Below are 25787 nucleotides of genomic sequence, written 5' to 3'. Positions count from 1 at the left end.
TCGCTATCTGGTCGCGTTCACGGCACACGCACATCCGCAGGAAGGCCGCTGCCGAATTTCCAAAGAGGTGGCCGGGAGCCAGCCCGACGCGCGCCGTCTCCAGTATCCTGGCGCAGGCCTGCCGGGCGTCGCTTTCGCCGTTCATGGCAAAGAAGGCATACATGCCTCCCGCGCGGTTTCGTCGGCAGGATGATGCCGGGAATCTGGGCCAGCCTGTCATAGGCAAGGTCGAGGCCGGTTTTGATCCGCTGCCTGATCTCCTCGACCAGCGGCTCGCCTTGGCGGATGGCGGCGACAGCGCCTGCCTGGATAGGCGCGGCGGTGCCGCTGTTGATGTACTGCGTCATGGCGCCAAGCTGGTCGGCCACCCCCGACGGATGCGTCAGCCAGCCGATGCGCCAGCCGGTCATCGCCCACGCCTTCGAAAAACTGTTGACCGACAGCACCCGGTCGCCATCCTCGGCGATCTGCAGGATGGAAGGAGCAACATTGCCGTCGAAATAGAGCCGGCCATAGACCTCGTCGGAGATGATCCAGATGCCGGTGCGCCGGCTGAAGTCGAGCAGCGCCTGCATCTCCTCGCGCGACGCGGTCCAGCCGGTCGGGTTGGACGGCGTCGACAGGAAGATCGCGCGTGTGCGCGCATCGCAAGTGGCGAACAGCCGGTCGAGATCGAGATGCCAGTCGCCCTTGAAGTCGAGCGAAAACGGCCTTGGCTCGCCGCCGATCAGATGGATGGCGTTGTGGATGTTGGGCCATTGCGGCGCGACATAGACGACGTTGCTGCCAGTATCGACCAGCAGTTCCAGCGCCAGGTACAGCGCCTGCATGCCGCCGGGCGTGACCGTGGTGCGCGCAATCGGGATCGTCCGGCCGTGAATGCGCGTTTGGTATTCCGACAGCGCCTCGTTCAGTAGGGGGTGCCCACGCATGTTAGGGACGTAGAACGTCTGGCCTTCATCGAAGGCGGCCTTCGCGGCATCGCGGATGAAGGCCGGCGTCACCATGTCGCCTTCGCCGTACCAGAGCGCGATCACGTCGCCCAGTTCTCGGGCGCGCACGGCAAGGTTGGCAATGTTTTCGGTGTGCAGGTCACGGATCTGGGCACGTACGCCGTCGAAAGCATAACGCGCGCTGGACGATGACTGGGGCAGTATGAACGACAAGGACTGAAACCCCTCCCACCCGGAGCACCGCGACGGACTGCCCGGCAAGCCCCACCGGCACGACAGTCGCCATCGAGTTTGGATGCTATCCAATGTGCTGCGCTTTTCAAGGAAAAAGTTTTAAGCTTAAAAAGTTTTTGCCCGATCCCGCCCGTCTACCGCAGCTCGGCGCGCGCAGCGGTGCAGTTGGCCGCAGCGCCGGCGCCAAGAAACATCGTAATCGCTGGCCAGCACGAAGAAGCTCGCGCCGATAGCGGCCCACTGGCTGATCGTCTGTGGGCTGGCGCAAAATATGCCCGATGTCCTGCCATGCGCGACGGTCGCGCGGATGATCCTTGTGATCGCCTCATCGAGCTTGTCCACGCCTTTCGGCCCGATCGCATCGATCGACACGGAGAGATCGCCGGGGCCGACGAAGACCACATCGATGCCGTCTATGGCCGCGATCGCCTCGATGTTGGCCAGCCCCTCCGATGTCTCGACCTGGACCGCGACGACCACCCTGTCATTGGCCGCGGCCAGATATTCGGGAATGCGATAGCCATAGCCGGCCGCGCGGCCAGGTCCGACGCCGCGCTCGCCCAGCGGCGGATAGCGCGAGGCTTTCACCGCCGCCTCGGCCTGAGCAGCGGTCGAGACGCGCGGCACGAGCACGCCTTGTGCGCCGCTGTCGAGCGCCGCCTGGATAGCTTCCGGCGCATGACCGGGAACACGCACCATGGCCGGCACGCGATGCACGTCGGCCGCGCGCACCATGGTTTCGATCGTGTCGCGCGCGATCTGGGCATGTTCCCAGTCGATGCAGACGAAGTCGAGGCCGGTGAGCGCCATCACTTCGACGGCGACGGGATGGGGAATAGCGGCGAAGGAGCCGACGAGATTGGTCTTGCCGATGCCACTTCTGACGGAACGCGTTCATATCCATCCCCTTTTCCCCTCCAAATTGATATCCGCAATCGGCGGCGAGGCGAAGCTATTTCAGGCTTGAAATATTTTTGCGCGGGCCTAGCGTGTCGGTCTCCCGCCACGAGTTCCCATGATGATCAAAACGCATCCCCTGCACGGCTCGAACAAACTGAAGCTCGGCGTCTTTTCGACCAATGCCGATGGCGGTCTGGCCATCACCGATGTGCCGGAACGCTGGACGGCAAGCTGGCAGGACAATCTGACGGCGGCGCAGATCGCCGACCGCGCCGGGCTGGAATTTATGCTTCCGATCGCGCGCTGGCGTGGCTTTGGCGGCCGCAACAAGGTGCGCGAATGGTCGTTCGAGACCTTCACCTGGGCAGCAGCTCTGGCGGTGGCCACCGAGCAGATCGGCCTGTTCATGACCGTGCATGTGCCGCTGGTGCATCCGCTCTATGCCGCCAAGGCGCTGGCAACTGTCGACCATATCAGCCAGGGCCGCGCCGGCTTGAACATCGTCTGCGGCTGGAACCCGAAGGAATTCGGCATGTTCGGCACGCCTTTGGTCGAGAAGGGCTACGACCAGGCCGCCGAATGGATCGAAATCCTGGAAAAGCTCTACGCCTCGGACCAGCCTCTGGACTATGAAGGCACCTACTATCGCCCTCAAGGAGGCGGTGAGCCGGCCGGCGAGCCTGCAGGTTCCACGCCCGGTGACCATGAACGCTGCTTTCGGTGGCCCGGGCCGGGATTTCGCCGCCGCCCGATGCGATTATCTGTTCACGACCTTTTCGGAAATGAGCGATGCCGGCAAGCATGTCGCCGACATCAGCGAGCGGGCCGACAAGGTTGGCCGCAACGTCGGCGTCTACACGGTGGCGCATGTCGTCTGCCGTCCAACCATGGAAGAGGCGCAGGCCTACTACACGCGCTATGCCGTCGATCTGGTCGACCACGATGCGGTCGATGCTCATATGGCAGGCAAGAAGGAGTTCTCGCAGTCGCATGACCCGCATGCCTATGACCGCTACCGGCAGCGTTTCGCCGGCGGCGCCGGCACCTACCCGCTGGTTGGAACGCCGGAGACGATTGCCGCCGAGATGGCGGCAATAGCCGGGCATGGCTACCAGGGCATCGCGCTGTCGTTCGTCAACTACACCCAGGNACTGCCCTATTTCTGCGACCACGTATTTCCGCTGCTGAAGCGGGCGGGGCTGCGCTGCTGATCAATCCGGGAATAACGAATTCGTTAATCCGGAATGACGGCGGTTGCCTGAATTTCGATCTTGGCGCGATCTTCCACTAGCGCCACCACCTGCATGGCGGCCATCGCTGGGAAATGCCGGCCGATCACCTCGCGATAGGCCTCGCCTATACCCTTGAGATTGCCGAGATATTCGGCCTTGTCGGTGAAATACCAGGTCATCGCGGTGATGTGCCGTGGCTCCGCGCCGGCTTCCCGCCAGCACGGCGACGATGTTTTGCAGCGTCTGCCGCACCTGGCCGGCGAAATCGTCGGTCTCGAACTGGCACTGCCCGTTCCAGCCGACCTGTCCGCCCACGAAGACGAGCCTGCCGCGCGCAGCAATGCCGTTGGCGTAGCCGACCGGTTTCGCCCAGCCCTCCGGCTGCAGGATCTCGTGCATTTTCAAGCCTCCCCGGTATTCTTAAAGATCAATCTCAAATCAAATACATCGCCGTCAGGCCGCGCCCATCACCTGCCGTGCGATCACCACCTTCTGCACATCGGATGCGCCCTCGTAGATGCGTAGCGCGCGGATCTCGCGATAGAGGCTCTCGACGATATGGCCCTTGCGGACGCCGTCCCCCCCCATGCAGCTGCACAGCCTTGTCGATCACCTCTTGCGCCTTGTCGGTGGCGAACAGCTTAGCCATCGCCGCCTCGCGGGTGACACGAGCCGCGCCCATGTCCTTGGTCCAGGCAGCGCGGTAGACCAGCAGCGCTGCGGCATCGATGTCCAGCGCCATGTCGGCGATATGGCCTTGCACCATCTGCAGCTCTGCCATCGGAGCGCCGAAAAGTTTTGCGCTCGGCCACCCTGCTGATGCTTTCGTCCAGCGCCCGGCGGGCAAAGCCGAGTGCCGCCGCGCCGACCGTGGAGCGGAACACGTCAAGCACCGACATGGCGATGCGGAAGCCGTCTCCCGGTTTGCCGATCAGCGCCGAGGCCGGCACCCGGACCTGATCGAAGGAAAGCCGCGCCAGCGGATGCGGCGCGATCACTTCAAGGCGCTCGGCGATGCCAAGCCCCTTGGTATCAGCGGGTACGAGAAAGGCGGAAAGTCCCTTGGCACCCCGGTGCCTCGGCGGTGCGGGCAAAGACGACGTAGAGATCGGCAATGCCGCCATTGGAAATCCAGGTCTTCTCGCCGCTGAGGATATAGAAGTCGCCATCGCGGCTCGCCATCATTTCGGTGTTGGCGACATCCGACCCGGAGCGTGGCTCCGAAAGCGCGAAGGCGGAAATCGTCTTGCCGGCCCTGGTCTTTGCCAGCCATTGCTGCTGGTCGGGCGTGCCGAACAGGCTGAGCGCGCCGGTGCCGAGCCCCTGCATGGCGAAGGCAAAGTCGGCCAACCCGTCATGGCGCGCCAGCGTCTCGCGGGTGATGCACAAAGTGCGGACATCGAGCGGTCCCGGATTGTCCGTATCGAGCGCCGTCGGCTTCAGCCAGCCGTCGCGGCCAAGTTTCGCCACCAGCTCGCGGCAGGCGGCATCGACGTCATGGTGATCGACGGGCAGGTTCCTGGCGCACCAGGCATCAAGGCGTTCGGCGAGTTCGCGATGCCGGTCTTCAAAGAACGGCCAGCTGAGGAAGCTCCTGTCTGCCATCAATTCCCCTCGAACACCGGTTTTTCCTTGGCCACGAAGGCCTTGTAGGCGCGCTCGAAGTCACGCGTCTGCATGCAGATCGCCTGCGCCTGCGCTTCCGCTTCGATTGCCTGGTCGAGGCCCATCGACCATTCCTGGTTGAGCTGCGTCTTGGTGATGCCGTGCGCGAAGGTCGGACCCGAGACGATGCGCGCCGCCATCTCGAGCGCCGTCGGCCTCGAGCACTGCGGCATCGACCAGCCTGTTGTAGAAGCCCCAGCGCTCGCCTTCCGCCGCCGTCATCGTGCGGCCGGTGTAGAGCAATTCGGCGGCACGGCCCTGGCCGATGATGCGCGGCAGGATCGCGCACGCGCCCATATCGCAGCCGGCAAGCCCGACGCGGGGTGAACAGGAAGGCGGTCTTGGCCTCCGGCGAGGCGATGCGGATGTCGGCGCTCATGGCGATGATAGCGCCGGCGCCGACCGCGACACCGTCGATAGCCGCGATAATCGGCTTGCCGCAATTGAGCATCGCCTTGACGAAATCGCCGGTCATGCGGGTGAAGGCGAGCAACTCCTTCATGTCCATCTTGACCAAGGGGCCGATAATGTCGTGGACATCGCCGCCCGAGCAGAAATTGCCGCCATTGGGCAGGAACACCACGGCGTCGACGTCGTCGGCATAGACGAGATCGCGGAACGTGTCGCGCAGTTCCGCATAGCTGTCGAAGGTCAGCGGATTCTTGCGCTCCGGCCGGTCGAGCCGCACCCTGGCGATCCTGCCTTCGACTTCCCAAAGGAAGTGCTTCGGCTTGAGGCCGGCCATCGAACTCATTCGCGTCCCTCCCAGTTGCTGCGGAACGAGGTCAGCATGCCGGTCAGCCGGCGCGCATCCTCCTCGCTGACCTTGGCCAGCAATTCTCCGATCCAACCCTCATGCGCCGCGGCCATTGCGGCAAAAGATTTGGAACCCTCGTCGGTCAGTCGCACCATGGATGTGCGGCGATCGCCATTGCGGCGCGCGCGCGCGACCACCCCTTCCGAAACCAGCCGGTCGACAATGCCGGTGACATTGCCGTTGGATACCAGCAGGAAGCGCGACAGATCGCTCATCAGCATGCCTTCCGGCGCGCGGTAGAGGGCGGCCATGACGTCGAAACGCGGCAGTGTCGTATCGAATTCCTTCTTCAGGCGCTCGCGCAGTTCGGCCTCGATCGTGCGCGAGGCGCGCAGCAGCCTGATCCAGAGACGCAGCCGGTCCTTGCCGGGTCCCGACGGCGCGGGCAATGGGCCGGCTACCATGTTTCGCCTCCTGAGATCGAAATTGCTTGTCCGGTAATCGACGCAGCCGCATCGCCGCACAGCCAGAGCACCGCCGCGGCAACTTCCTGCGGCTGGATGAAACGGCCTTGCGGGTTGGTCGAGGCAAGGCTCGCCCGCGCCTCGCCAGCCGAGCGGCCAGTCTTTTCGACAATGCGCTGAACGGATGCTTCGAGCATGTCGGTCTCGACAAAGCCCGGGCACACGGCGTTCACGGTCACGCCGGATTTCGCCGTCTCGGCCGCCAGTGCCCGCATCAGCCCGACGACGCCGTGCTTGGCCGCCACATAGGGTGCGACATAGGCGTAGCCTTTCAGTCCTGCCGTCGACGCGACGAAGACGATCCGGCCCGCCTTGCGCGCAGCCATGCCGACCAGCGCCGGCTTCACCGTCAGGAAGGCGCCGGTCAAATTGACGTCGAGCGTCCGCTGCCAGTCGGCAAGCGAGGTCTTGTACGCCGGCGTGCTGCTGGCCATGCCGGCATTGGCGACGACGATGTCGAACGGGCCTCGCATGGCTTCCGCCTGCGAGTAGAGCGAAATCATCGCCGCCTCATTTGTAACATCGGCTGACATGGCGTGGATGCGGTCGTTCTCTCCAGCCACCTTGGCAAGCTCGGCCTCGCGCCGCCCGCATATGGTCACCTCGATACCGGCTTCGGCCAGCACGAGTGCGATGACCCGGCCGACGCCGGAGCCGCCGCCGGTGACCAAAGCATGCTTGCCGGGGATCGCCGAGGCCGTCGTCATACTTTCAACCCCGACGCCGCATCGCGCTCGGCCAGCCGGTAGATCTGGTCGCGTCCGGGCAGATAGGGATCCAGCCATTTGACACCACGATCACCGAGCGTCACGGCCGCATGCAGCGTCCAGTAGGGATCGGCGAGATGCGGCCGTGCCAGGGCCACCAGGTCGGCGCGGCCTGCCATCAGGATCGAATTGACATGGTCCGGCTCATAGATGTTGCCGACCGCCATCGTCGCCATGCCGACCTCGTTGCGGATGCGGTCCGAGAATGGTGTCTGGAACATGCGGCCATAGACAGGCTTGGCGGCAATCGAGGTCTGACCTGCCGAGACGTCGCAGATGTCGACGCCGGCTTCGTGCAGCATGCGCGCGATCTCCACCGCATCGGCCGGCGTCACACCCTCGATGCCGACCCAATCATTGGCCGAAATGCGCACCGAAATCGGCTTTCGCGCCGGCCAGGCGGCGCGCACCGCATGGAAGACTTCCAGGGGATAGCGCATGCGATTTTCCAGCGAACCGCCATACTCATCCGTGCGCTGGTTGGTGACCGGCGTGATGAAGGACGACAGGAGATAGCCGTGCGCGGCGTGGATCTCCAGCATGTCGAAGCCGCAACGATCGGCCATTTCGGTGGAGGCCACGAACTGGTCGCGCACCAAATCCATATCGGCGCGGTCCATGGCTTTCGGCACCTGGTTTTGCGGCGACCATGCAATCGCCGAGGCCGCCATGACCGGCCAATTGCCCGAGGAGAGCGGCACGTCGGTGCCCTCCCAGCCGACACGGGTCGAGCCCTTGGCCCCGGAATGCCCGATCTGGGCGCAGATTTTAGCCTCGGTCTCGGTGTGGACGAAATCGACCAGCCGCTTCCACGCCACCTCATGTTCGGACGCATAGAAGCCGGGACAACCGGGCGTGATGCGTCCTTCCGGGCTGACGCAGGTCATCTCGATATAGACAAGCCCGGCGCCGCCCTTGGCACGCTCGGCATAGTGGGCGAAATGCCAGTCGGTCGGGCAGCCGTCGACGGCCTTGTACTGCGCCATCGGCGAAACGACGACCCGGTTGTTGAGCTGCATGTCGCGCAGCTTGAACGGCGCGAACATCGGCGCCCGGCGCTGCCTGTTGCCGCCTGCCCCCGCCTGGCGCTGGAACCATTCCTCGGCGCTTTCAAGCCATTTGGCATCGCGCAGCCGCAAATTCTCGTGGCTGATGCGCTGCGAGCGGGTCAGCAGCGAATAATTGAACTGCACCGGATCGAGCCCGAGATAGCGCTCGACCTCCTCGAACCACTCCAGCGAATTGCGCGCCGCCGACTGCAGCTTCAGCACCTCGGTGCGGCGCGCATCCTCATACTTGCGGAAGGCGGCGTCGAGGTCCGGTTCGGTTTTGACATATTCGGCCAGCGCCACCGCGCTTTCCAATGCGAGCTTGGTGCCGGAGCCGATCGAGAAATGTGCCGAGGCCGCCGCGTCGCCCATCAGCGCCAGGTTCTTGTAGGACCAGCGTTCGCACAGCACGCGCGGGAAATTGATCCAGGCCGAACCTCTGATGTGATTGGCATTGGTCATCAGCGCGTGGCCGCCGAGATGTTTCTCAAAGATGCGCTCGCAGACAGCGATGGATTCCTGCTGCGACATGGCGCCGAAGCCGAAGGCAGCCCACGTCTGTTCGCTGCACTCGACAATGAAGGTCGCTGTCTCGCTGTCGAATTGATAGGCGTGCGCCCACACCCAGCCATGATCGGTCTTCTCGAAGATGAAGGTGAAGGCGTCGTCGAATTTCTGGTTGGTGCCGAGCCAGACGAATTTGCATTTGCGGGTGTCGATGTCGGGCTTGAAGACTTCGACGAAGGTGTTGCGCGCCCTTGAGTTCAGCCCATCGGCGGCGACGACCAGATCATGCGTCTCCATATAGTGCTGAGGGTCGGCGATATCGCTCTCGAACATCAGCCTCACGCCAAGTTCGCGCGCGCGTCGCTGCAGCAGGATCAGAAGCCGCTTGCGGCCGATGCCACAGAAACCGTGGCCCGACGAGACCGTGCGCACGCCGTCATGGATGACGGCGATGTCGTCCCAATAGGCGAAATGCTTCTTGATCCATACAGCGCTGACCGGGTCGTTTTTGGCAAGGTTGTCGAGTGTTTCGGCCGACAGCACGACGCCCCAGCCGAACGTATCGTCGGCGCGGTTGCGCTCAAACACCGTGACCTCGTGGGCGGCGTCCCGCAGCTTCATTGAAATGGCAAAGTAGAGGCCGGCTGGTCCGCCACCGAGAACCGCAACCTTCATCCGTGCGATCTCCTCTTCGCTTGCTGCATATCAAGTATCGCGCCGGAGACAAAATATTTCAAGCTTAAAGTTTCATGTTGGAACGATTGCTGGACACGGGTGGCGCGCCTGCGGGCTGGCCCCGCAAGCGCGCTCTGGAAATCACTTGTCCGGGTTCTTCGGGCTCCACAGCACAGTCTCGGCACCCTTCTCATAGGCCATCCCATCGGGATAGCTGATCGCCTCCAGTTGCAATCCCCATGGCGCCTGGAAATAGAGGATGGTCTGGCCGGCCGCCGGACCTTCCTTGACCGGCAGCGGACCCATCCGCGTCTTCACCCCCTTGCTGTCGAGATAGGCTTTCGCCGCGGCGACATCATCGACATACATGGCAATGTGGAAGCCGCCGATATCGCTGTTCTTCGGAGTCAAATCCTTCTGGTCGGGCGCGGTGTATTTGAACAGCTCGATGTTCGATCCATAACCGCAACGCACCATGGTGACCTGCTCGATGACAGCCTTCGGATCGACGCCCAGAAGATCCTGCATGAAGGTGCCCTTGTCATCGGCGAACGGACCGAACGACATCGCCTTCTTGCAGCCGACGACTTCGGTGAAGAAGTCGACTGCCTGCTTCATGTCGGGCACCGTGATGCCGGTGTGGTCGTGGCCGCGCATGCCGGGGATCGCATCGGCCGAAGCCGTTCCCATCGAGCAGAACAGGATCGCGGCAAGCATCGTGCCGCGGGCTGCGTAATTCATATTACCCTCCGTTCGCGGGCTGATTTTGCCCTCATGCACGTCCGAAGCCCGCTGTTCGGCGTGGTGGGTGAACAGTCCTATGCCGGCGCTTTCGTTGCTGGCCGCAACCAGTCCGCGTCGATCTCAGGCAGTGGGATGGCGGCAAGCAGGTCGCGCGTGTAGGTCTCCCTGGGATTGTCGAACAGCGCATCGGTGGCGCTCGCCTCGACGATCATGCCCTGGCGCATCACGATCACTTGCTGGCACAGCCGCCGGATGACCGACAGGTCGTGGCTGATGAAGGCGACCGTCAGCCCCATCTCCGCGGCCAGTCTCTCCAAAAGGGTGAGGATCTGCGCCTGCGTCGATACGTCGAGGCCGGAGACGATCTCGTCGGCGAGCACGAATTTGGGCGACAGCGCCAGCGCGCGTGCAATGCCGACGCGCTGGCGTTGGCCGCCCGACAGTTCATGACGATAGCGGCTGGAGAAGCCTTGCGGCAGGCCGACGCGATGCAATGCCTCGGCGACGCGTTCCTTAAGCCTGTCGCCAAGCCCATTCTGCTTGAGCGGCGCGGCAATGATGCCGGCGATGGTGCGACGCGGGTTGAGCGACGACATCGGGTCCTGGAAGATCATCTGCAGGTCGCGGCGCAGAGGTCGCAGCTCTGCATCCGGCAGATGGGCGATATCGCGGCCCTCGAAATGGATGCTGCCGACGCTCGGCTCCAGAAGTCTGACAAGCGTGCGGCCGAGCGTCGATTTTCCGGACCCGGATTCACCGACGATGCCGGTCACCGAACCTCTCGGCAAATCGAAATCCAGGCCTTTCAAAATCTCGGCCAGCGGCGCGCGGCCGATCAGCGGCTTGCGGGTCATGTCGGGCAGCGCCACCTTCAGCCCGCGCACGGAAAACAGCGGCTCAACCATGCGGCCGCCTCCACGCCTGGTCTGCCGCATCGATCTCAGCGGCAAGCCCGGCCAGCACGGTCTCGTCCACCGGCATCAGCGAGGCGAAAGGATCTGTGTAACGCGGCGTCGCGGCCATCAGTGCCCGCGTGTATGGGTGCTGCGGGGCGTCGAAGAGAGCAGCCGTCTCGGCTTCCTCCACCACTTTGCCGGCATAAAGCACCGACACCTTCTGGCTGATCTTTGCAACGACGCCGAGATCGTGGGTGACGAACAGGATCGCGGTGCCATGCTCGCGCTGCAGCTCGGCGATCAGGCGCAGGATCTGCTTTTGCACGGTAACGTCGAGCGCGGTTGTCGGCTCGTCGGCCACGATCAGCCGTGGCTCGGCGGCGAAGGCGGCGGCGATCAGCACGCGCTGGCGCATGCCGCCGGACAGCTCGTGCGGATAGCATTTCAGCACCCGGTCGGGATCGCGGATCTGCACTTCATCCAACAATTGCCGGATACGCTTGTCCGCCTTGTCACCGCTCCAGCCGAGAATGCGCACCAGCCGGTCAGTCATCTGCGGACCGATGCGGCGCGACGGGTTGAGCGCAGTCAACGGATCCTGCGGGATCAGCGCCGTGCGGGCGCCGATCAGCGTACGCCTTGCCTTGGGCTGCAGCCTGCCGAGGTCTTGGCCTTCGAGCTGCATGGCGCCTTCGACGATGCGCACGCTTGACGGCAGCACACCGAGCACCGCCTTGCCGATCATCGTCTTGCCGGCGCCGCTCTCGCCGACAAGAGCACGCACCTCACCCCGCTGCACGGAAAGCGACACGGAGCGCAGCACTCGCTGGCCGTTCGGCAGCACGGCGCTCAGATTGGCAATATCCAGGCAAGCGCTCATCGCAGCACCGGATCGAAGCGTGTCTTCAGCGCCTCACCGAACTGGCTGAACCGACAGCACGGTGAGGATCAGCGTTACGAGCGGAAACACCAGCACCCACCAGGCCTGATGGATCGACAGCCGGCCCTCGGCGATGATGCCGCCCCAGGTCGGATCGTCGGTCGAGATCGACAGATTGACGAAGGACAGGATGGCCTCCACGATGACGGCGATGCCCATCTCCAGCGACAGCAGTGCCACGATCGACGGCACCACATTGGGCAGCACCTCGCGCAGCATGATGCCGATGCGGCCATAGCCGGCGATGCGGGCGTTCTCGACATAGTCCGTGCGCGACTGGCCCATCGCTTCGGCGCGGATCACCCGGCAAAAGCGCGTCCAGTCGATTATGACGATGGCGAGGATGACGGAACTGAGGCCGGTGCCGAGCACCGCGACCAGCAGGATGGCGAACAGCACCGGCGGGAATGCCATCCAGACGTCGACGATGCGTGAAATGATGCGGTCGGCCCAGCCGCCGAAATAGCCGGCGACCAGTCCGAGCGTCGAGCCGACAAGGCAGGCGGCGATCGCCGCCGCGAAAGCGACGATGAAGGCGATACGGCCGCCGAAGATCAGCCGGGAGAGGAGATCGCGGCCGAGGCTGTCGGTGCCCAGCCAATAGCCGGATTCCGCACCACTCATCCAGAATGGCGGCAGCCGTTCCAGCATCAGGTCTTGCGCCAGCGGGTCCTGCGGTGCGACCAGCGGCGCGAAGATCGCGGCCAGCAGCGCCAGCAGCAGCCAGCCGCCGGCCAGCCACAGCCTCGGGCCTAGTCCGCGCCGGGCGATGCGTGCCTCATCCATGGCGCAGCCTCGGATTGAGCAGCGCGTACATCATGTCGACGCCAAGATTGATCAGCACGAACAGCAGCGCGAACACCAGCACGATGCCTTGGATCAGCGGCAGGTCGCGGTTGATGACGGCATCGATCGCCATGTTGCCGAGCCCTTCGTAGGAAAACAGCCGCTCGACGATGACCGTGCCGCCGACAAGGAAGGTGAACTGGACGCCCACGAGAGTCAGTGTCGGCAAGGCAGCGTTCTTCAGCGCCTCGCGCAGGATAACCTGCGTTTCCGAAAACCCCTTCACCCGGGCCAGCACGACATAGTCGAGGTCAAGCACTTCCTTCAGCGACTGTTTCAGCAACTGCGCGATGATTGCCGCCAGCGGCAATGCCAAGGCTACTGCCGGCATCAGCATGTGTTTCAGCAGATCCCAGGTCAGGTCGAAGCGCAGCCGAAGCAAGCTCTCGAAGAAATAGAACTGGGTGACGAAGGGCAGATCGAGCTGCGGCGACACGCGGCCGGAGATATCGAAGATCGGCACCAGCACGCCAAACAAAAGGATCAGCACGAGGCCCCACAGGAAATCGGGAATGGAAAGGGCGGCGCCGCTGGCGATATCGATGCCGGCTTCGACCGCCGTGCCGCGCTCGCGGGCTCCGAGGATCGCCGTCGTGCCGCCGAGCCCAACCGCCATGACGAGCGCGATGATGGCAAGTTCCAGCGTTGCCGGCAAACGATTGAAGACAAGGCTGAGCACATCTTGCCTGAGCGAAATCGAGGTGCCGAAATCGCCCCTGACGACGCCGGACAGCCAGATGAAGAATTGCTGCACGATGGTCTTGTCGAGCCCGTAGAGTGCACGCAGCCGGTCGATGTCGGCATCTGTCGCACCGGGGGGGCAGCATCATGGCGATCGGGTCACCAGGCGCGACGCGGATCACGACGAAGACGACGACAGCCACGCCGAACAGCGTGATCAGCATCGTCAGCAGACGGATCAGGAATCGTTGCAGGAGCATTCTGGTGTTGGCCCAGTGCGTTTCTAACGAAGAGCCCCCTCATTCGTCCGCTTCGCGGCCACCTTCTCCCCGAGGGGAGAAGAGGTCACGGACAGCTGAGCTGGTCTCTTCTCCCCAGCGGGGAGAAGGTGGCCCGAAGGGCCGGATGGGCCGCTCAGCGAAGGGTGGCGCCCACAAGCCGATATCAGGCCGGGGTCATCAGCGCCGGCAGCAGCGCGCCGGACACATGCTGCACCACGTTGACGCCCTTGGCATGCGCGATAGGTTGCGCATACTGAATCAGCGGCAGCACATAGGCCTGCTCGGCGATATACTTGTCGACAGCCTTCCAGCCGGCGATGCGCTTGGCCTCGTCCTTCTCGCCCCAGAGCGGATTGATCATGTCGATCAGGTCCTGGCTGTCCCACACCGAGTGCGGGCTCGGCCCATACATGGCAAAACCAGTCGACGTTGTCGGATCGCCGATGGCATTGCCCCAATTGTAGAAGGCGGCCGGCGCCAGCTTGTCGGCGGCGCGCAGTTCATAGTGCTTGGCGATCTCGTAGACCTCGATCGTCGCCTCGATGCCGACCTTGGCGCCACATGCCGACGATCGCCTGGATCATCTCATAATCCTTGGGCTTGAAGCCCTTGGTCGTCTGGATTGTGAACTTGACCGGTTTTTCCGGCGAATAGCCGGAGGCCGCGAGCAGCTCCTTGNCNTTTCAGGATTGTGCTCGACCTTGATCGAGGCGTCGAAGGCCGTGTACTCCGGGGTCTCCAGCGTGGCGATCGGCTGGCCATAGCCGCGCAGCAGCCGTTTGACCAGAAGCTCCTTGTCCCACAGCCATGACGGCGGCCTGGCGGACGTTCTTGTCCAGCATCGCTTCGATGTCATTGAAGAAGATCATGCCGATGTCGGAAACGGGCTTGCACGAGCCGGCAAGCCCGTCCTTGGCGATCAGCCGGTCATACTCTTCGTAGGGGACCTCCAGCGTCACCTGCGAGGAACCGGATTCGATTTCGGCAACGCGGCTCGCCGCGTCGGTGACGAACTTGATCGTCACATTCTCGAAGGCCGGCTTGTCGCCCCAATAGTGCGGGTTGGCCTTCAGTCGGAGGAAAGCATTTCGCTCGAATTTTTCCACCATGTACGGGCCGGTGCCGATCGGCGCCTTCTCGAACCCTTCGGCGCCGACCTTCTCGTAATAGGCCTTCNGCAGGATGTAGCCGGTCAGGAACGACATCCCATTTGAAGTAGACCGGATCGAACTGCACGAACGTCGCCGGTGATCTTGTTGCCGTCGATCTTGAAATTGTTGACGTTCTTCCAGACGAACTGGATCGGATTGCCGGTCTTTTCGTCGCCCGCCCGCTGCAGCGACCAGACCACGTCCTCGGGCGTGAAGGGCGAGCCGTCCATGCCAGGTCACGCCTTCGCGCACCGTCATCGTCACCTTGGTGCGATCCTCGTTCCAGCCCCATTCGGTGAGCAGGCCAGGCGCAAAGGACAGGTCCGGCTTTTGCGGAATGAACTGGTCGAACACTGACTGGTAGAGGCCCTGGATCGTCGGGTTGACGGCCGAGGGTCCGGTGGTCGGATCCCAGGACGGCAGGTTGACGTTATAGGCGATGGTCAGTTCGCCCGCTGCCTTGGCGATCTGCGGCAGGCCGATTGCGGCCGCACCAAGTGCCGCGGCACTGTATCCCAGCAATTCGCGTCTGTTGATTGTCATGGTCGTTCCCCTTGTTGTTTGTTGTCTTTGCGCGGCACTACCAGTTCATAGCTTCAGGCTTCGTGGGCAGCAGCGCCTTGCCTCTCGTCGCCCTCCTGAAATCTTCCGAGCTACCTCCCGCCAAGCTGTTGCGCGAGCATGTAGCCCGAGGCCGCGCCGGTGCCGGCGCCCGGCCATGTCGCGGCGCCCGTGAGGTGCAGATTGGCGACCGGCGTGTTCCAGCCGGCATAGCCGCGCGCCGGGCGAAACAAGAAGTTCTGCGCCAGATGATGGCTGCCGCAGACCTGGTCGCCACCGACGAGATTGGGGTTCTCACGCTCGAGGTCGATTGGCGAGAACACTGCACGGCCGAGGATTTTCGGGCGCAGTCCGGGTGCGTATATCTCGATGATGTCGAGCACGCGCTCGGCGTAGGCATCCTTGACCTGATCCCAATGCGCGTGAGCGATCCTGCCTGCCGCATCGCCCAGGATTTCGGCAGGCAGCATGCGCACTTGCACCCACAGCACATGTTTGCCCTGAGGCGCGCGCGACGGATCGATCGCGGTCGGCTGGCCGACGACCAGCACCGGTTCGTCCGGCAGCATGCCCGCCATCGCCTGCTGATAGGTGCGCGACATCGCGTCGAGCGACGGCGACAGATGCACATAAGCGAACTGCCGAAGCTCCGCGCCGGCGCGCCAATCGGGCAGGTCGTCGAGCGCCAGATGGATCATCATCGTGCCCGGCGCGTGCCGGAATTTCTGCATCGCCGTGTCGAAGCCGGCGTCGCCGAAACCGTTGGGTAGCAACCTGCCGCTCAACGCCTTGGGCGCGACGCCGGCAATCACTGCCTTGGTGGCCGTATGTGTCTCACCTGAAGCGAGTCGCACGCCCGATGCCTTGCCGCCGGCAACGGTGATCTCGGCAACTTCCGCCCCGGTGACGATCGTGCCGCCGGCCGACGCCACCATGCCCGACAACGCGCGGATGATGGTGTCGGCGCCACCCTTGCCCAGCACCATGCCGAAGCTCTGATTGGCCATCGATTCAAGATAGGGGAATACGGCGCCGCCGGCGATGTCGGGGGCGAAGTCGAGATGCATGCCCCAGGTGGCAAGCGTTGCCCGCACATGCGCGGACTCGAAATTTTCCTCCAGCCAGGCGCGAGGCGATGACAACAGCAGCCGTCCCGTATCGAGCGCGCCGGACATGCCTTTCTTGCGCCACAGGTTCCAGGCGGTGCCGGCAAGCGCACGCGCACTCATCGGCGATCCCAGCAGCCGGAACAGGTGCTCGGCTTCACCCGGAAAGGCGGCGACCAGTCTACGCCAGGTCGCGGCATCCGCGGCGGAGAAAGCGGCCATGCGGCCGGTGGTTTTTTCCAGATCGTTGCTGACGCCGAACCAGCGTCCGTCCGGGAAGGCGCTGGCAAAACAGTCGGCGACCGGCGCGAACTCAAGACCCTGTGCTTTCAATTCATTTGCATATTTCCGGTGGAAGGCGGAGCCGGCGAACAGGCTCAGATTCATTGCACCGAAATCGTGCCGGAAGCCTGGAAGGGTGAATTCACGAGTCTGGACGGCGCCACCGATTGCTGCGCTGCGCTCGAAAATCCCGGTTTTCCAGCCTTTGAGCGCGAGATGCGCGGCGCATGCCAGACTGTTGTGGCCCGCCCCGACAAAGATGGCGTCGAACTCGCTCACGCCCGTTCCCATTTCCTTTATGCTTAAAGATAATTGCAGATGCATATGTTTTCGTCTAGTAGGATATTAAGGGCCGAGACGAGCCTTGATCATCACCGACAAGAGGGAACTTCAGACCATGGACACGCAAAAACTCCTCGGCGAAGTCGCCGGCCAACTGCTTTCAGGCGCCATCAGGGTGGTCGACCTCTCTGCGCAACTCGGACCCGACACGCCTCTTATCAAGCTGCCGCCGGAGCTTGCCGTCGACACGCCAAAGGTCGAGATCCATAACATCTCCCGTTATGACAAGAACGGCCCGTGGTGGGCATGGAACTGGCTGAAGCTTGGGAGCATTCGGGCACGCATTTCGATGCGCCGCAGCATTGGATCAGCGGCAAGGACTATCCGGACGGCGCCACCGACACCATTCCGGCGCAGAATTTCATTGGTCCGGTCAATGTCATCGACTGCTCGAAGGAAGCCGCGCTGACCACGACTTCCTGCTCACCGTCGACCACATCAAGACCTGGCCCATCCATCAACGCCGGGTGGGTGGTGATGCGCACCGACTGGTATAAGCGCAATGGCTCGGAAGCCGAATTCCTCAACGCCAACGAAACCGGCCCACATACGCCAGGTCCGACAGCCGAAGCCATCCAGTTCCTGATCAGCAAGGATATCAAGGGCTGGGGCTCAGAGACGATCGGCACCGATGCAAGGCAGGCGGGATGGAGCCGCCATTTCCAGCCCACACGCTGATGCACAAGGCGAACCGCTATGGCCTCGCCAGCCTCTGCAACCTCGACCAGTTGCCTCCAAAGGGCGCCATCCTGATCGCCGCACCGCTCAAGATCGAGCATGGCACCGGCAGCCCTATCCGCGCGCTGGCGCTTGTATCCAACGGCTAGGTGAAAGCACGCCAAGGTGAGCCAGCCGGATCACATCATCGTTGCAGTGGCATCAACGCGCTGGTCTGCGCGGCGATGCTCGGCGGCAAAGGGGCGCGTGTGCTCGTCCTCGAGCGCAATGACCGCATCGGCGGCTGCGTGCGTACCGAGGAGATCACCGCTCCCGGCTTTATCCATGACGTGATGGCAACCCTTCGTGCTGTTCATCACCTCGCCGGCTTTTGCGGCGTTGGGCGGCGATCTCGCCAGGCACGGGCTGGAATTCTGCCACACCGGCACGCCAACCGCGTGCTGCGGCCGGACGGCAGTCATGCAGTGCTCACCACCAACCGCGCCGCCAATGTCGCGGCAATCAATGCGATTGCCGCGACGATGGCGACCGGCATGCGACGATGTCAGCGGCATCGAGCGCAATGCCGGCCTGTTGTTCGGCCTGCTCGGCGGCAGCCTGTGGTCCTATCCGACGGCGAAACTGCTGGCCGCGATGCCTGGCGGCGCAGCCCACGCGGCCTTGCCGCCTTTCTCGGCGAAGCACTGGTGCCGGCGCGCAGCTGGCTGGAAAGCACCTATCGGTCCGAGACAATCCGCGCGCTGTGGGCGCCTGGGTGCTGCACGCCGGGCTCGGACCGGAAGACGCCTTCTCAGGGCAGATCGCCAAGGTCATTGCCTTCGCGCTGGAAGCGGCCGGGGCGCCGATCGTCAAGGGTGGAGCGAAGACCCTGCTCACCGCCTTCGAAGCTCTGATAAGGGAACGTGGTGGCGACATCCGTACCGCCGCCGATGTCGCCTCGATCGTCCAGAGCGGTGGCCGCGCGACCGGCGTACGGCTCGCCTCGGGCGAAACGATTACAGCAAACAAGAGCGTCATCTGTTCGGTCACGCCGACGCAGCTTTACCACCGGTTGCTCGGCAGCGAGGCTCCCAAGGCCGATGTCGAAGCGACACAGAAATATCGCTACGGCAAAGGCAATTCCAGATTCACTATGCGCTGAACAAGCCGCCGGCATGGCGCGGTGATGGCCTGGACCAGGTGGCATTGTTGCACCTGACGCCGGGCTCGATGGCGTTTCGAAAGCCTGCAACGAGGCGGCGCGCGGCATGCTGCCCGAAGTGCCGACCATCTGCGTCGGCCAGCCGCATGCGCTCGATCCGTCGCGCTGCCCGGGCAAGGCGATCCTGTGGCTGCAACTGCCCGAGGCGCCCAGGCACATCAAGGGCGACGCCGCAGGCACGCTGCATGCACCGGCTGACGGACAATGGACCGAGGCGCTGCGTGAAGCCTACGCCGACCGCGTCGAAACCATTCTCGCCAGCCACATCGATGGCTTCAAGGGCAGCGTGATTGCGCGCCGCGCCTATTCACCGGCCGATCTCGAAGCGATGAACATCAATCTGGTCGGCGGCGACCCGTATGGCGGGTCGTCCACCATCGACCAGTCGTTCCTGTGGCGGCCGTTCAAGACCAGCCGCAACCATCAGACCGGCATCAAAAACCTCTATCACATCGGCGCCTCCACCATCCGGGTGCAGGGCTCGGCGGCGGCTCCGGCTTTCTTCTGGCGGGCAGGCTGTGATGGAGCAGAAGGTCGCAGAAAAACGCCAGCGGATTTCGACGCTTGGCCAGATCGCCTGCAGCAATTCGCGCCCTATCTGATGAACCGCATCATGGGGCGCTACAACGCCACCTTGCGCGACGATTTCCGCAAGCAGGGCCTGACCATTCCGCAGGTCCGCACGCTCGCCGTGCTGTCGGTCACCGACGGTGTCACCGTCAACGACCTCTCGGTCTACACCGTCATCGAGCAGTCGACCTTGAGCCACGCTCGACACGCTGGAAGGGCAAGGCTTCGTGCGGCGCGAGCAAGGCGTCACAGACAGCCGCATCCGCCATGTCTTCCTGACCGATGACGGCCGCGCCGAGTTCGCGCGCGCCTGGCCGGCAATGCATGACGCGTTCGAGGCGATGTTCGACGATGTCGACGACGCCGAATACGCGCGCTGATCGCCACATTGCAGAAGATGCTGAAGAACATTCAAGCACGACATCTAGACGTTAGGCGCCGGCCGCACCGCCGGCAACGGAAGGTTGGAAAAATGGCCGAACGCTCTTTGCCAAGGAAGTCGAAAAACTCAGGCTCGGCGCCGGCGAGGAATTTGCGGGCGAAGGCATTCTCGCCATCACCAAGGCGCTGCTGCAATGCGGCGTCGGCTATGTCGGCGGATACCAGGGCGCGCCGATCAGCCATCTGATGGACGTGCTGGCCGACGCACAGGAGATTCTGGGCGAACTCGGGTGCATTTCGAGGCGAGCGCCTCGGAAGCCACCGCCACCGCCATGCTGGCGGCCTCGGTGCATTACCCATTCGCGTGCGGCGACCTTCAAGTCGACCGTCGGCACCAATGTCGCGTCCGACGCGCTCGCCAACCTTGCCTCCGGCGTTACCGGCGGCGCGCTGATCATCGTCGGCGAGGATTATGGCGAGGGTTCCTCGATCATGCAGGAGCGCAGCCATGCCTTCGCCATGAAAAGCCAGGTCTGGCTGCTCGACCCGCGCCCGAACCTGCCTTCGATCGTCAAGGCGGTCGAGGATGGCTTCGAGCTATCCGAGGCGTCCAATACGCCGGTGATGCTGCAGGTGCGCATCCGCTGCTGCCACGTCCACGGCCATTTCATCGCCAAGGACAACAAGCGCCGCCGATGACGGTGGCCGATGCGCTCGACGCGCCGCGCCGCGACACCGGCCGCATCGTGCTGCCACCCGCCTCCTTCCTGCACGAGAAGGAGAAGGTGCAAAAACGCTGGCCGGCGGCTGTCGATTTCATCGCGAGGAACAAGATCAACGAATTCTTCGGCTCGGATCACGGTTCGGTCGGCATCGTCATGCAGGGCGGCATGTACAATTCGGTCATCCGCGCCTTGCAGCGTCTCGGCCGGAGAGATGTGCCGCTCTATGTGCTCAACGCCGTCTATCCCCTGATAGACGATGAGTTCCTGTCTTTCTGCGAAGGCAAGCAGGCGGTGCTCGTGGTCGAGGAGGGCCAGCCCAACTACATCGAGCAAGCCTTTGCCGCCATGCTGCACAAGGCCGGGCGCGGTACCAGGCTGGTCGGCAAGGAGTATCTGCCGATGGCCGGCGAATACACCGGCCAGGTCATGCTCGACGGCATCGGCGCCTTCCTGCGCGCCGAGGCCTCGCATCTCTTGCCGGGCGAGTGCGCGCGCCCAACAAGGTCGGCGACGGCGTCGACACCGCCGACCTGATCAATATCGTGCCGGGCCGTCCGCCGGGCTTCTGCATCGGTTGCCCGGAGCGGCCGATCTTTGCCGCGACAAAGCTGGTCGAGCAGGAACTCGGCAAGCACCACATCGCCTCCGACATCGGCTGCCACCTGTTCTCGATCATGCCGCCTTTCGAGCTTGGCGCCACCACCATGGGTTACGGGCTCGGCCGGCCTCGGCTTCAGCCTTCAATTCGCCCGACGCCAAACGGAGGTCGATCCCTTCGTCGGCGATGGCGGCTTCTGGCACAACGGCCTGACCTCCTCGATCGCAACGCGGTGTTCAACAAGAACGACGGCGTCATCGTCATCGTCGACAATTTTTACTCCGCCGCCACCGGTGGGCAGGACATATTGTCGTCGCGTGCGGGCAACAAGACCAAGTCGACCAAGCATCCGATCACCGAAGCGGTGAAGGGCATGGGCGTCAAATGGCTGCGCCACATCGACCGCACCTACGATGTCGGCAAGATGCAGGACACGCTGCGCGAGGCGCTGACGACGGAGGAAAAGGACCAAAGGTCATCGTCGCCTCTTCCGAATGCATGCTCAACCGCCAGCGTCGCGAAAAGCCGCTGGTCGACAAGGCGATCAAGGGAGGGACCCGTGTCGTCAAGCCGAAATTCGGCGTCGACGAGGACATCTGCACCGGCGACCACGCCTGCATGCGGCTGTCCGGCTGCCCGTCGCTGTCGGTGAAATCGCTCGACGATCCCTTGCGTGACGATCCGGTGGCATCGATCGACCAGAGCTGCGTCGGCTGCGGCAATTGCGGGGAGGTGGCGGACGCCGCCGTGCTGTGCCCATCCTTCTACCGCGCCGATGTCGTGCACAATCCGGGCCGCTGGGACCGTTTCCTGGAAAGCGCTCGCCGCGCCGTGATCGGCCTGATGCAGCGCCGCCGCGAGAGCCGTAGGTTGACGTTCGCCGATGCTTGACCAGGCTTCGCCCTTGCGCCCGAAATCCGGTGCCGCCGATACCGAGCCGGTGATCAAACTCGCTTTGCTCGCGGTCGGTGGCCAGGGCGGCGGCGTGCTCGCCGACTGGATCACCGATGTCGCCGAGCGCAATGGTTACGTCGCGCAATCGACCTCCGTCGCCGGCGTCGCCCAGCGCACCGGCGCTACGATCTATTACGTCGAGATGGCCCGCGACAACCGGCCGGCTGCCGGTCTTTGCCCTGTCGCCTTCGCAGGGCGACGTCGACATATTGATCGCCGCCGAGCTGATGGAAGCCGGCCGCGCCATCATCAGGGGCTTCGTCACGCCCGATCGCACCACGCTCATTGCTTCTTCGCATCGCATTGCGGCGGTGTCGGAAAAGATCGAGCCGGGTGACGGCCGGGCCTCGTCTTCCAAGGTACGCGCGACGGCGGAAGCTGCATCGAAACGCTTCATCGCCTTCGACATGGAAAAGATCGCCGCCAACAATGGCTCGATGATTTCCGCCAGTCTGCTTGGCGCGCTGGCCGGCTCCGACGCATTGCCGTTCAGGCGTGAAAGCTATGAGCAAGCGATCGGCGCCGGCGGCCGGGGCGCGAAAGCCAGCCTCGCTGCCTTCGCCGTTGCTTACGACCGCGCGCGCGGTACGACGGTCCCCGCGTCAGAGCCGGCAGAACCGGCCACGGTCGACCCCGCTCCGGGTGCAGGGCGCGTGAGCGGTCCGCAGAACCTGCTGCAGGGTTGGCAGGCACTGGCCGCCCGCATCGACCTGATGCCCGCGGCGGTCCGCGACATGGCGCTCCGGGGCCTGAGAAAGATCGTCGACTACCAGGACATCTCCTATGGCGGCGAGTATCTCGACCGGCTCGACCAGGCGGTCGCGCTGGATAGCGCTGAACATGCCCATGCATTGTCCATCGCTGCCGCCAAGCATCTGGCCAACGCGCTGTGCTACGACGACATGATCCGCGTCGCCGATCTCAAGACACGTTCGACGCGTGACCGGCGTGTGCGCAAGGAGGTGGGCGTCAAGAACGGCTCCATCCTGCAGGTGACCGAGTATTTCCATCCGCGCATCGAGGAGTTCTGCGGCACTTTGCCGGCGGGGTTGGGCAGCTACATCGAGAACCGACCGAAACTTGCAGGCTTTCTCGACCGGCGCATCAATCATGGCCGCGCATCCGCACCGACAGCTTTGCCGGCTTTGCGGTCCTCTGGTTCATCGGCGGCCTGCGCCGCTGGCGGCGGCGCCTGTTGCGCCACAAGGTCGAGACGGCGCATCTGGAGCGCTGGTATGCGCTGGCGCTCAGCCACGCGCCTCAGGACTACGCGCTCGCCGTCGAAATCTTGAACTGCCGCCGGCTGATCAAGGGCTACAGCGACACCCACCTCCGCGCCCAGTCCAAATTCGATCGCGTGCTGTCGGCGCTCGATCTGGTCAAGGGCCGCGATGACGCTGCCGACTGGATCAGGCGGTTGCGCGAAGCTGCGCTGAAAGACGAGAAAGGCGACATGCTCGATGGCGCGCTGAAGACGGTGGCATCGTTGTCTGATCATGGTGTGGGAAGAGGTCGAGCTTAGGCTGGCACCTCTACGCCACTGCCGCCGTTTCCCTACTCCCACTGGATTCGCGGATTGAACACGCCGCAAGCGCCGCAGCTCGGCTTCCACACGGGATTGCGGAAGCGTTGCCGGCGGACCTGCCGGGCGTCAGTCGCGCGATATGGACAGCCCCGAGAGAAGCGGAGCGTACGCGGCGAGCCTGCGGGATACGAACTCCGTGAAGAGCCGCACCCGCTTCGTCTTGCGTGTCTCGCCTTGCGTGAGAAGCCACAGTGTCCCATGCATGGGCACGTCGATTCCCGGCACCCTCACCAGCAGGGGGTCGGCATCTCCAACGAAGCACGGCAGTTTCGTTATCCCAATCCTTGGTGCGCCGCGATGATCTGCGTCTCGGCGTCAGGTGTCCTGAACGGTACTCCGTGACGTGAACTCTCCCTCGCGCGCCCAGTCCATGATTGTCTATGCCTATCCACGGATAGGATCAGGCCCCGCACGCCACGCGGCTAGTCGATCGCGAGACATGTAGACGCCGCTGAACAGCTCCGGTCCCTTCAGGCCGTGAAGATTGAGCGGCAGGGTCTTGCGGTCGGCGACAATGCGGATCGCGACGTCGGCCTCTCGGTTGGTCAGATTGGCCAGCTCACCGGACGACAAGATTTCCATCTCGATGTCGCGATGCAAACGCGCGAAGTCGGCGAGATCCGGCATGAGCAGGTGTGTGGCGAGGAACGGTGGAAGCGTCACCCGCAAAAGTCCGCGCGCGCTCTGGTCACGACCGAAGACGCGCGTCTCCAGCTGGTGCGACGACGCTTCCATCTGGGTCGCGAGATCGAGGACCTCTTCGCCCGCAGCCGTCAGGCGGTAGCCGGAAGGCAGCTTTTCGAACATCTGCGCCCCGAGGCGTTCCTCGAGCTGAGCGATGCGTCGCAGCACGGTCGAGTGGTTCACACCGAGCGCGCGCCGGCGGCACGCACCGAGCCTCCGCGCGCGGCGGCAAGAAAGTAGCGAACGTCATCCCAGTCGATCATGGTGCATTCCTGCGCAGCGCAGTGCGGCTTGCAAAGCCCATACTAACACGATCAGCCGTAGTTCGTGCGGTCATCGTGGCCTTCAATCATCTAGCTGGATCGTTTTCGCACCAGCGATGTGCGCGATTGCGCACTCACCGCCCGACTTCGGCGAACCCATCTTGAGGCTCTCGCGGGCTTTCCCGTGCAGCCAAAGACACGAGACGGCGAAACGAAGGATGCATGGCATGAACAGACTGAATGGAAAGACCGCTGTGATAACCGGCGCTACGGGCATCGGCCGCGCCGCAGCCAAGCGCTTTATCGAGGAGGGCGCCTTCGTCTTCATCTTTGGCCGCCGGCAGGAAGCGCTCGACGCAGCCGTGGCCGACCTTGGGCCTGGTGCCCGCGCCGTTAAGGCTCGGTCTCGGATGAGGCCGACCTCGACCGACTCTACGCTGCGGTGAAGGCCGAGCGCGGAAGCCTCGATATCGTCTTCGCCAATGCCGGGGCGGGAAGCCCGCTTCCGCTCGGCCAGATCACCGCCAGGCACATTGACGAAACCTTCGACACCAATGTGAAGGGTACGATCTTCACGGTCCAGAAGGCGCTGCCGCTGATGAGCCAGGGCGGTTCGATCATCCTGACCGGGTCGAGCGCCGGCACCACGGGCGCTCCGGGTTCACTGCCTATAGCGCGAGCAAGGCGGCAGTGCGCAACCTGGCGCGGACCTGGGCGGAAGACCTGAAGGGCACCGGCATCCGCGTAAACGTGCTGTCGCCGGAGCGACGGCGACCGAACTCGCGAAGGAGGCGTTAGGCGAGGAAGGCCAGAAGGCCTACGGCGCGATGACCCCGCTCCAGCGCATGGCCGATCCGGCGGAGATCGGCGCCGCGCCGCCTTCCTCGCGTCGCCGGACAGCAGCTTCATGACCGCCAGCGAGGTCGCCGTCGACGGCGGCCTGGCTCAACTCTGACCCCAGCGCGGTCCGTACCTGGCCCGCGCGCAACGAAAGACAAAGAATTATGAAAAAACTCGAAGGCAAGATCGCAGTCATCACGGGCGGAAGCAGCGGA

The 25787-nt window shown here is 63.9% G+C and carries 11 protein-coding genes and 14 pseudogenes; 9 read left to right on the top strand and 16 right to left on the bottom strand.

All coding sequences use genetic code 11. The features are described from left to right. Positions 1-17 precede the first annotated feature (17 nt). Together NLY37_RS00120 and NLY37_RS00115 are read right to left on the bottom strand one after the other, a co-directional pair. Positions 18-1166, bottom strand: a complete 1149-nt coding sequence (locus NLY37_RS00120; protein ID WP_286441231.1) for an aminotransferase class I/II-fold pyridoxal phosphate-dependent enzyme — start codon at positions 1164-1166, stop codon at positions 18-20. A 126-nt stretch (positions 1167-1292) separates the two neighbouring features. Then, on the bottom strand, positions 1293-1997 hold the full coding sequence (locus NLY37_RS00115) for an HpcH/HpaI aldolase family protein (RefSeq protein WP_502882090.1): 705 nt from the start codon (positions 1995-1997) through the stop codon (positions 1293-1295). A gap of 208 nt (positions 1998-2205) precedes the next feature. Here NLY37_RS00115 and NLY37_RS00110 point away from each other — a divergent pair. After that, a pseudogene (locus NLY37_RS00110) lies at positions 2206-3298 on the top strand (LLM class flavin-dependent oxidoreductase). A gap of 23 nt (positions 3299-3321) precedes the next feature. Here the strand turns inward: NLY37_RS00110 and NLY37_RS00105 are convergent. The 13 genes and pseudogenes from NLY37_RS00105 to NLY37_RS00045 form a co-directional block, all read right to left on the bottom strand. Continuing rightward, positions 3322-3718: pseudogene (locus NLY37_RS00105) on the bottom strand (RidA family protein). Positions 3719-3772: 54 nt separating this feature from the next. Then, positions 3773-4924: pseudogene (locus NLY37_RS00100) on the bottom strand (acyl-CoA dehydrogenase family protein). Continuing rightward, a pseudogene (locus NLY37_RS00095) lies at positions 4924-5738 on the bottom strand (enoyl-CoA hydratase family protein). Before NLY37_RS00095 ends, NLY37_RS00100 begins: the two co-directional pseudogenes overlap by 1 nt. Then, positions 5735-6205 carry a MarR family winged helix-turn-helix transcriptional regulator gene (locus NLY37_RS00090; protein WP_023667803.1) on the bottom strand — a complete coding sequence of 157 codons (471 nt, stop codon included), beginning with the start codon at positions 6203-6205 and terminating at the stop codon, positions 5735-5737. The pseudogene NLY37_RS00095 and the gene NLY37_RS00090 overlap by 4 nt, the downstream one beginning before the upstream one ends. Next, positions 6199-6972 carry an SDR family NAD(P)-dependent oxidoreductase gene (locus NLY37_RS00085; protein WP_023740554.1) on the bottom strand — a complete coding sequence of 258 codons (774 nt, stop codon included), beginning with the start codon at positions 6970-6972 and terminating at the stop codon, positions 6199-6201. Before NLY37_RS00085 ends, NLY37_RS00090 begins: the two co-directional genes overlap by 7 nt. Beyond that, positions 6969-9263, bottom strand: coding sequence for a bifunctional salicylyl-CoA 5-hydroxylase/oxidoreductase (locus NLY37_RS00080; RefSeq protein ID WP_286441221.1), 2295 nt, complete (start codon positions 9261-9263; stop codon positions 6969-6971). The genes NLY37_RS00085 and NLY37_RS00080 overlap by 4 nt, the downstream gene beginning before the upstream one ends. 141 nt (positions 9264-9404) lie before the next feature. Beyond that, positions 9405-10004 (bottom strand): VOC family protein, encoded by a 600-nt coding sequence (locus tag NLY37_RS00075; RefSeq protein ID WP_023738334.1) that lies wholly within the window; start codon positions 10002-10004, stop codon positions 9405-9407. A gap of 77 nt (positions 10005-10081) precedes the next feature. After that, positions 10082-10912: an ATP-binding cassette domain-containing protein gene (locus NLY37_RS00070; protein WP_023740552.1), complete on the bottom strand. Its 831-nt coding sequence runs from the start codon at positions 10910-10912 to the stop codon at positions 10082-10084. Next, positions 10905-11783, bottom strand: coding sequence for an ABC transporter ATP-binding protein (locus NLY37_RS00065; RefSeq protein ID WP_023740551.1), 879 nt, complete (start codon positions 11781-11783; stop codon positions 10905-10907). The genes NLY37_RS00070 and NLY37_RS00065 overlap by 8 nt, the downstream gene beginning before the upstream one ends. Then, a pseudogene (locus tag NLY37_RS00060) lies at positions 11780-12629 on the bottom strand (ABC transporter permease). The gene NLY37_RS00065 and the pseudogene NLY37_RS00060 overlap by 4 nt, the downstream one beginning before the upstream one ends. Continuing rightward, positions 12622-13630 (bottom strand): annotated as a pseudogene (locus NLY37_RS00055) (ABC transporter permease). The pseudogenes NLY37_RS00060 and NLY37_RS00055 overlap by 8 nt, the downstream one beginning before the upstream one ends. 184 nt (positions 13631-13814) lie before the next feature. After that, positions 13815-15345 (bottom strand): annotated as a pseudogene (locus NLY37_RS00050) (ABC transporter substrate-binding protein). 110 nt (positions 15346-15455) lie between these two features. Continuing rightward, positions 15456-17030 carry a phytoene desaturase family protein gene (locus NLY37_RS00045; protein ID WP_023740547.1) on the bottom strand — a complete coding sequence of 525 codons (1575 nt, stop codon included), beginning with the start codon at positions 17028-17030 and terminating at the stop codon, positions 15456-15458. A gap of 309 nt (positions 17031-17339) precedes the next feature. On the opposite strand from NLY37_RS00045, the gene NLY37_RS00040 reads away from it, so the two are divergent. The 7 genes and pseudogenes from NLY37_RS00040 to NLY37_RS00015 all read left to right on the top strand — a co-directional run bounded on the left by NLY37_RS00040 (position 17340) and on the right by NLY37_RS00015 (position 23722). After that, positions 17340-17771, top strand: a complete 432-nt coding sequence (locus tag NLY37_RS00040) for a cyclase family protein (RefSeq protein WP_286441227.1) — start codon at positions 17340-17342, stop codon at positions 17769-17771. Beyond that, positions 17741-17920, top strand: coding sequence for a cyclase family protein (locus NLY37_RS00035; protein ID WP_286441225.1), 180 nt, complete (start codon positions 17741-17743; stop codon positions 17918-17920). The genes NLY37_RS00040 and NLY37_RS00035 overlap by 31 nt, the downstream gene beginning before the upstream one ends. A gap of 16 nt (positions 17921-17936) precedes the next feature. After that, positions 17937-19494: pseudogene (locus NLY37_RS00030) on the top strand (phytoene desaturase family protein). Then, a pseudogene (locus NLY37_RS00025) lies at positions 19494-19957 on the top strand (MarR family winged helix-turn-helix transcriptional regulator); the annotation flags it as partial. The pseudogenes NLY37_RS00030 and NLY37_RS00025, both read left to right, overlap by 1 nt. 57 nt (positions 19958-20014) lie before the next feature. Further along, a pseudogene (locus NLY37_RS00020) lies at positions 20015-22137 on the top strand (thiamine pyrophosphate-dependent enzyme). Then, positions 22130-22291 (top strand): annotated as a pseudogene (locus NLY37_RS30895) (indolepyruvate oxidoreductase subunit beta family protein); the annotation flags it as partial. The pseudogenes NLY37_RS00020 and NLY37_RS30895, both read left to right, overlap by 8 nt. Then, a pseudogene (locus tag NLY37_RS00015) lies at positions 22254-23722 on the top strand (indolepyruvate oxidoreductase subunit beta family protein). The pseudogenes NLY37_RS30895 and NLY37_RS00015, both read left to right, overlap by 38 nt. 129 nt (positions 23723-23851) lie before the next feature. Here NLY37_RS00015 and NLY37_RS00010 read toward each other — a convergent pair. Next, positions 23852-24732: pseudogene (locus NLY37_RS00010) on the bottom strand (LysR family transcriptional regulator). Between the two features lie 227 nt (positions 24733-24959). Between NLY37_RS00010 and NLY37_RS00005 the strand changes: the two are divergent. After that, positions 24960-25687, top strand: a pseudogene (locus NLY37_RS00005) (SDR family NAD(P)-dependent oxidoreductase). The last annotated feature ends 100 nt before the right edge of the window (positions 25688-25787 follow it).

This window comes from Mesorhizobium sp. C395A (assembly GCF_030323205.1).
Taxonomy (GTDB): Bacteria; Pseudomonadota; Alphaproteobacteria; order Rhizobiales; family Rhizobiaceae; genus Mesorhizobium.
The sequence above is the reverse complement of the archived record's forward strand: the minus strand, read 5'-3'. Positions and strand labels throughout refer to the sequence as shown.

Excerpts from the sequence above, each read along its gene's own strand:
- NLY37_RS00115 (WP_502882090.1), bottom strand. The coding sequence starts at position 1,997 with ATGGCGCTCACCGGCCTCGACTTCGTCTGCATCGACTGGGAACATGCC.
- NLY37_RS00090 (WP_023667803.1), bottom strand. The coding sequence starts at position 6,205 with ATGGTAGCCGGCCCATTGCCCGCGCCGTCGGGACCCGGCAAGGACCGG.
- NLY37_RS00085 (WP_023740554.1), bottom strand. The coding sequence starts at position 6,972 with ATGACGACGGCCTCGGCGATCCCCGGCAAGCATGCTTTGGTCACCGGC.
- NLY37_RS00080 (WP_286441221.1), bottom strand. The coding sequence starts at position 9,263 with ATGAAGGTTGCGGTTCTCGGTGGCGGACCAGCCGGCCTCTACTTTGCC.
- NLY37_RS00075 (WP_023738334.1), bottom strand. The coding sequence starts at position 10,004 with ATGAATTACGCAGCCCGCGGCACGATGCTTGCCGCGATCCTGTTCTGC.
- NLY37_RS00070 (WP_023740552.1), bottom strand. The coding sequence starts at position 10,912 with ATGGTTGAGCCGCTGTTTTCCGTGCGCGGGCTGAAGGTGGCGCTGCCC.
- NLY37_RS00065 (WP_023740551.1), bottom strand. The coding sequence starts at position 11,783 with ATGAGCGCTTGCCTGGATATTGCCAATCTGAGCGCCGTGCTGCCGAAC.
- NLY37_RS00040 (WP_286441227.1), top strand. The coding sequence starts at position 17,340 with ATGGAACTGGCTGAAGCTTGGGAGCATTCGGGCACGCATTTCGATGCG.
- NLY37_RS00035 (WP_286441225.1), top strand. The coding sequence starts at position 17,741 with ATGGAGCCGCCATTTCCAGCCCACACGCTGATGCACAAGGCGAACCGC.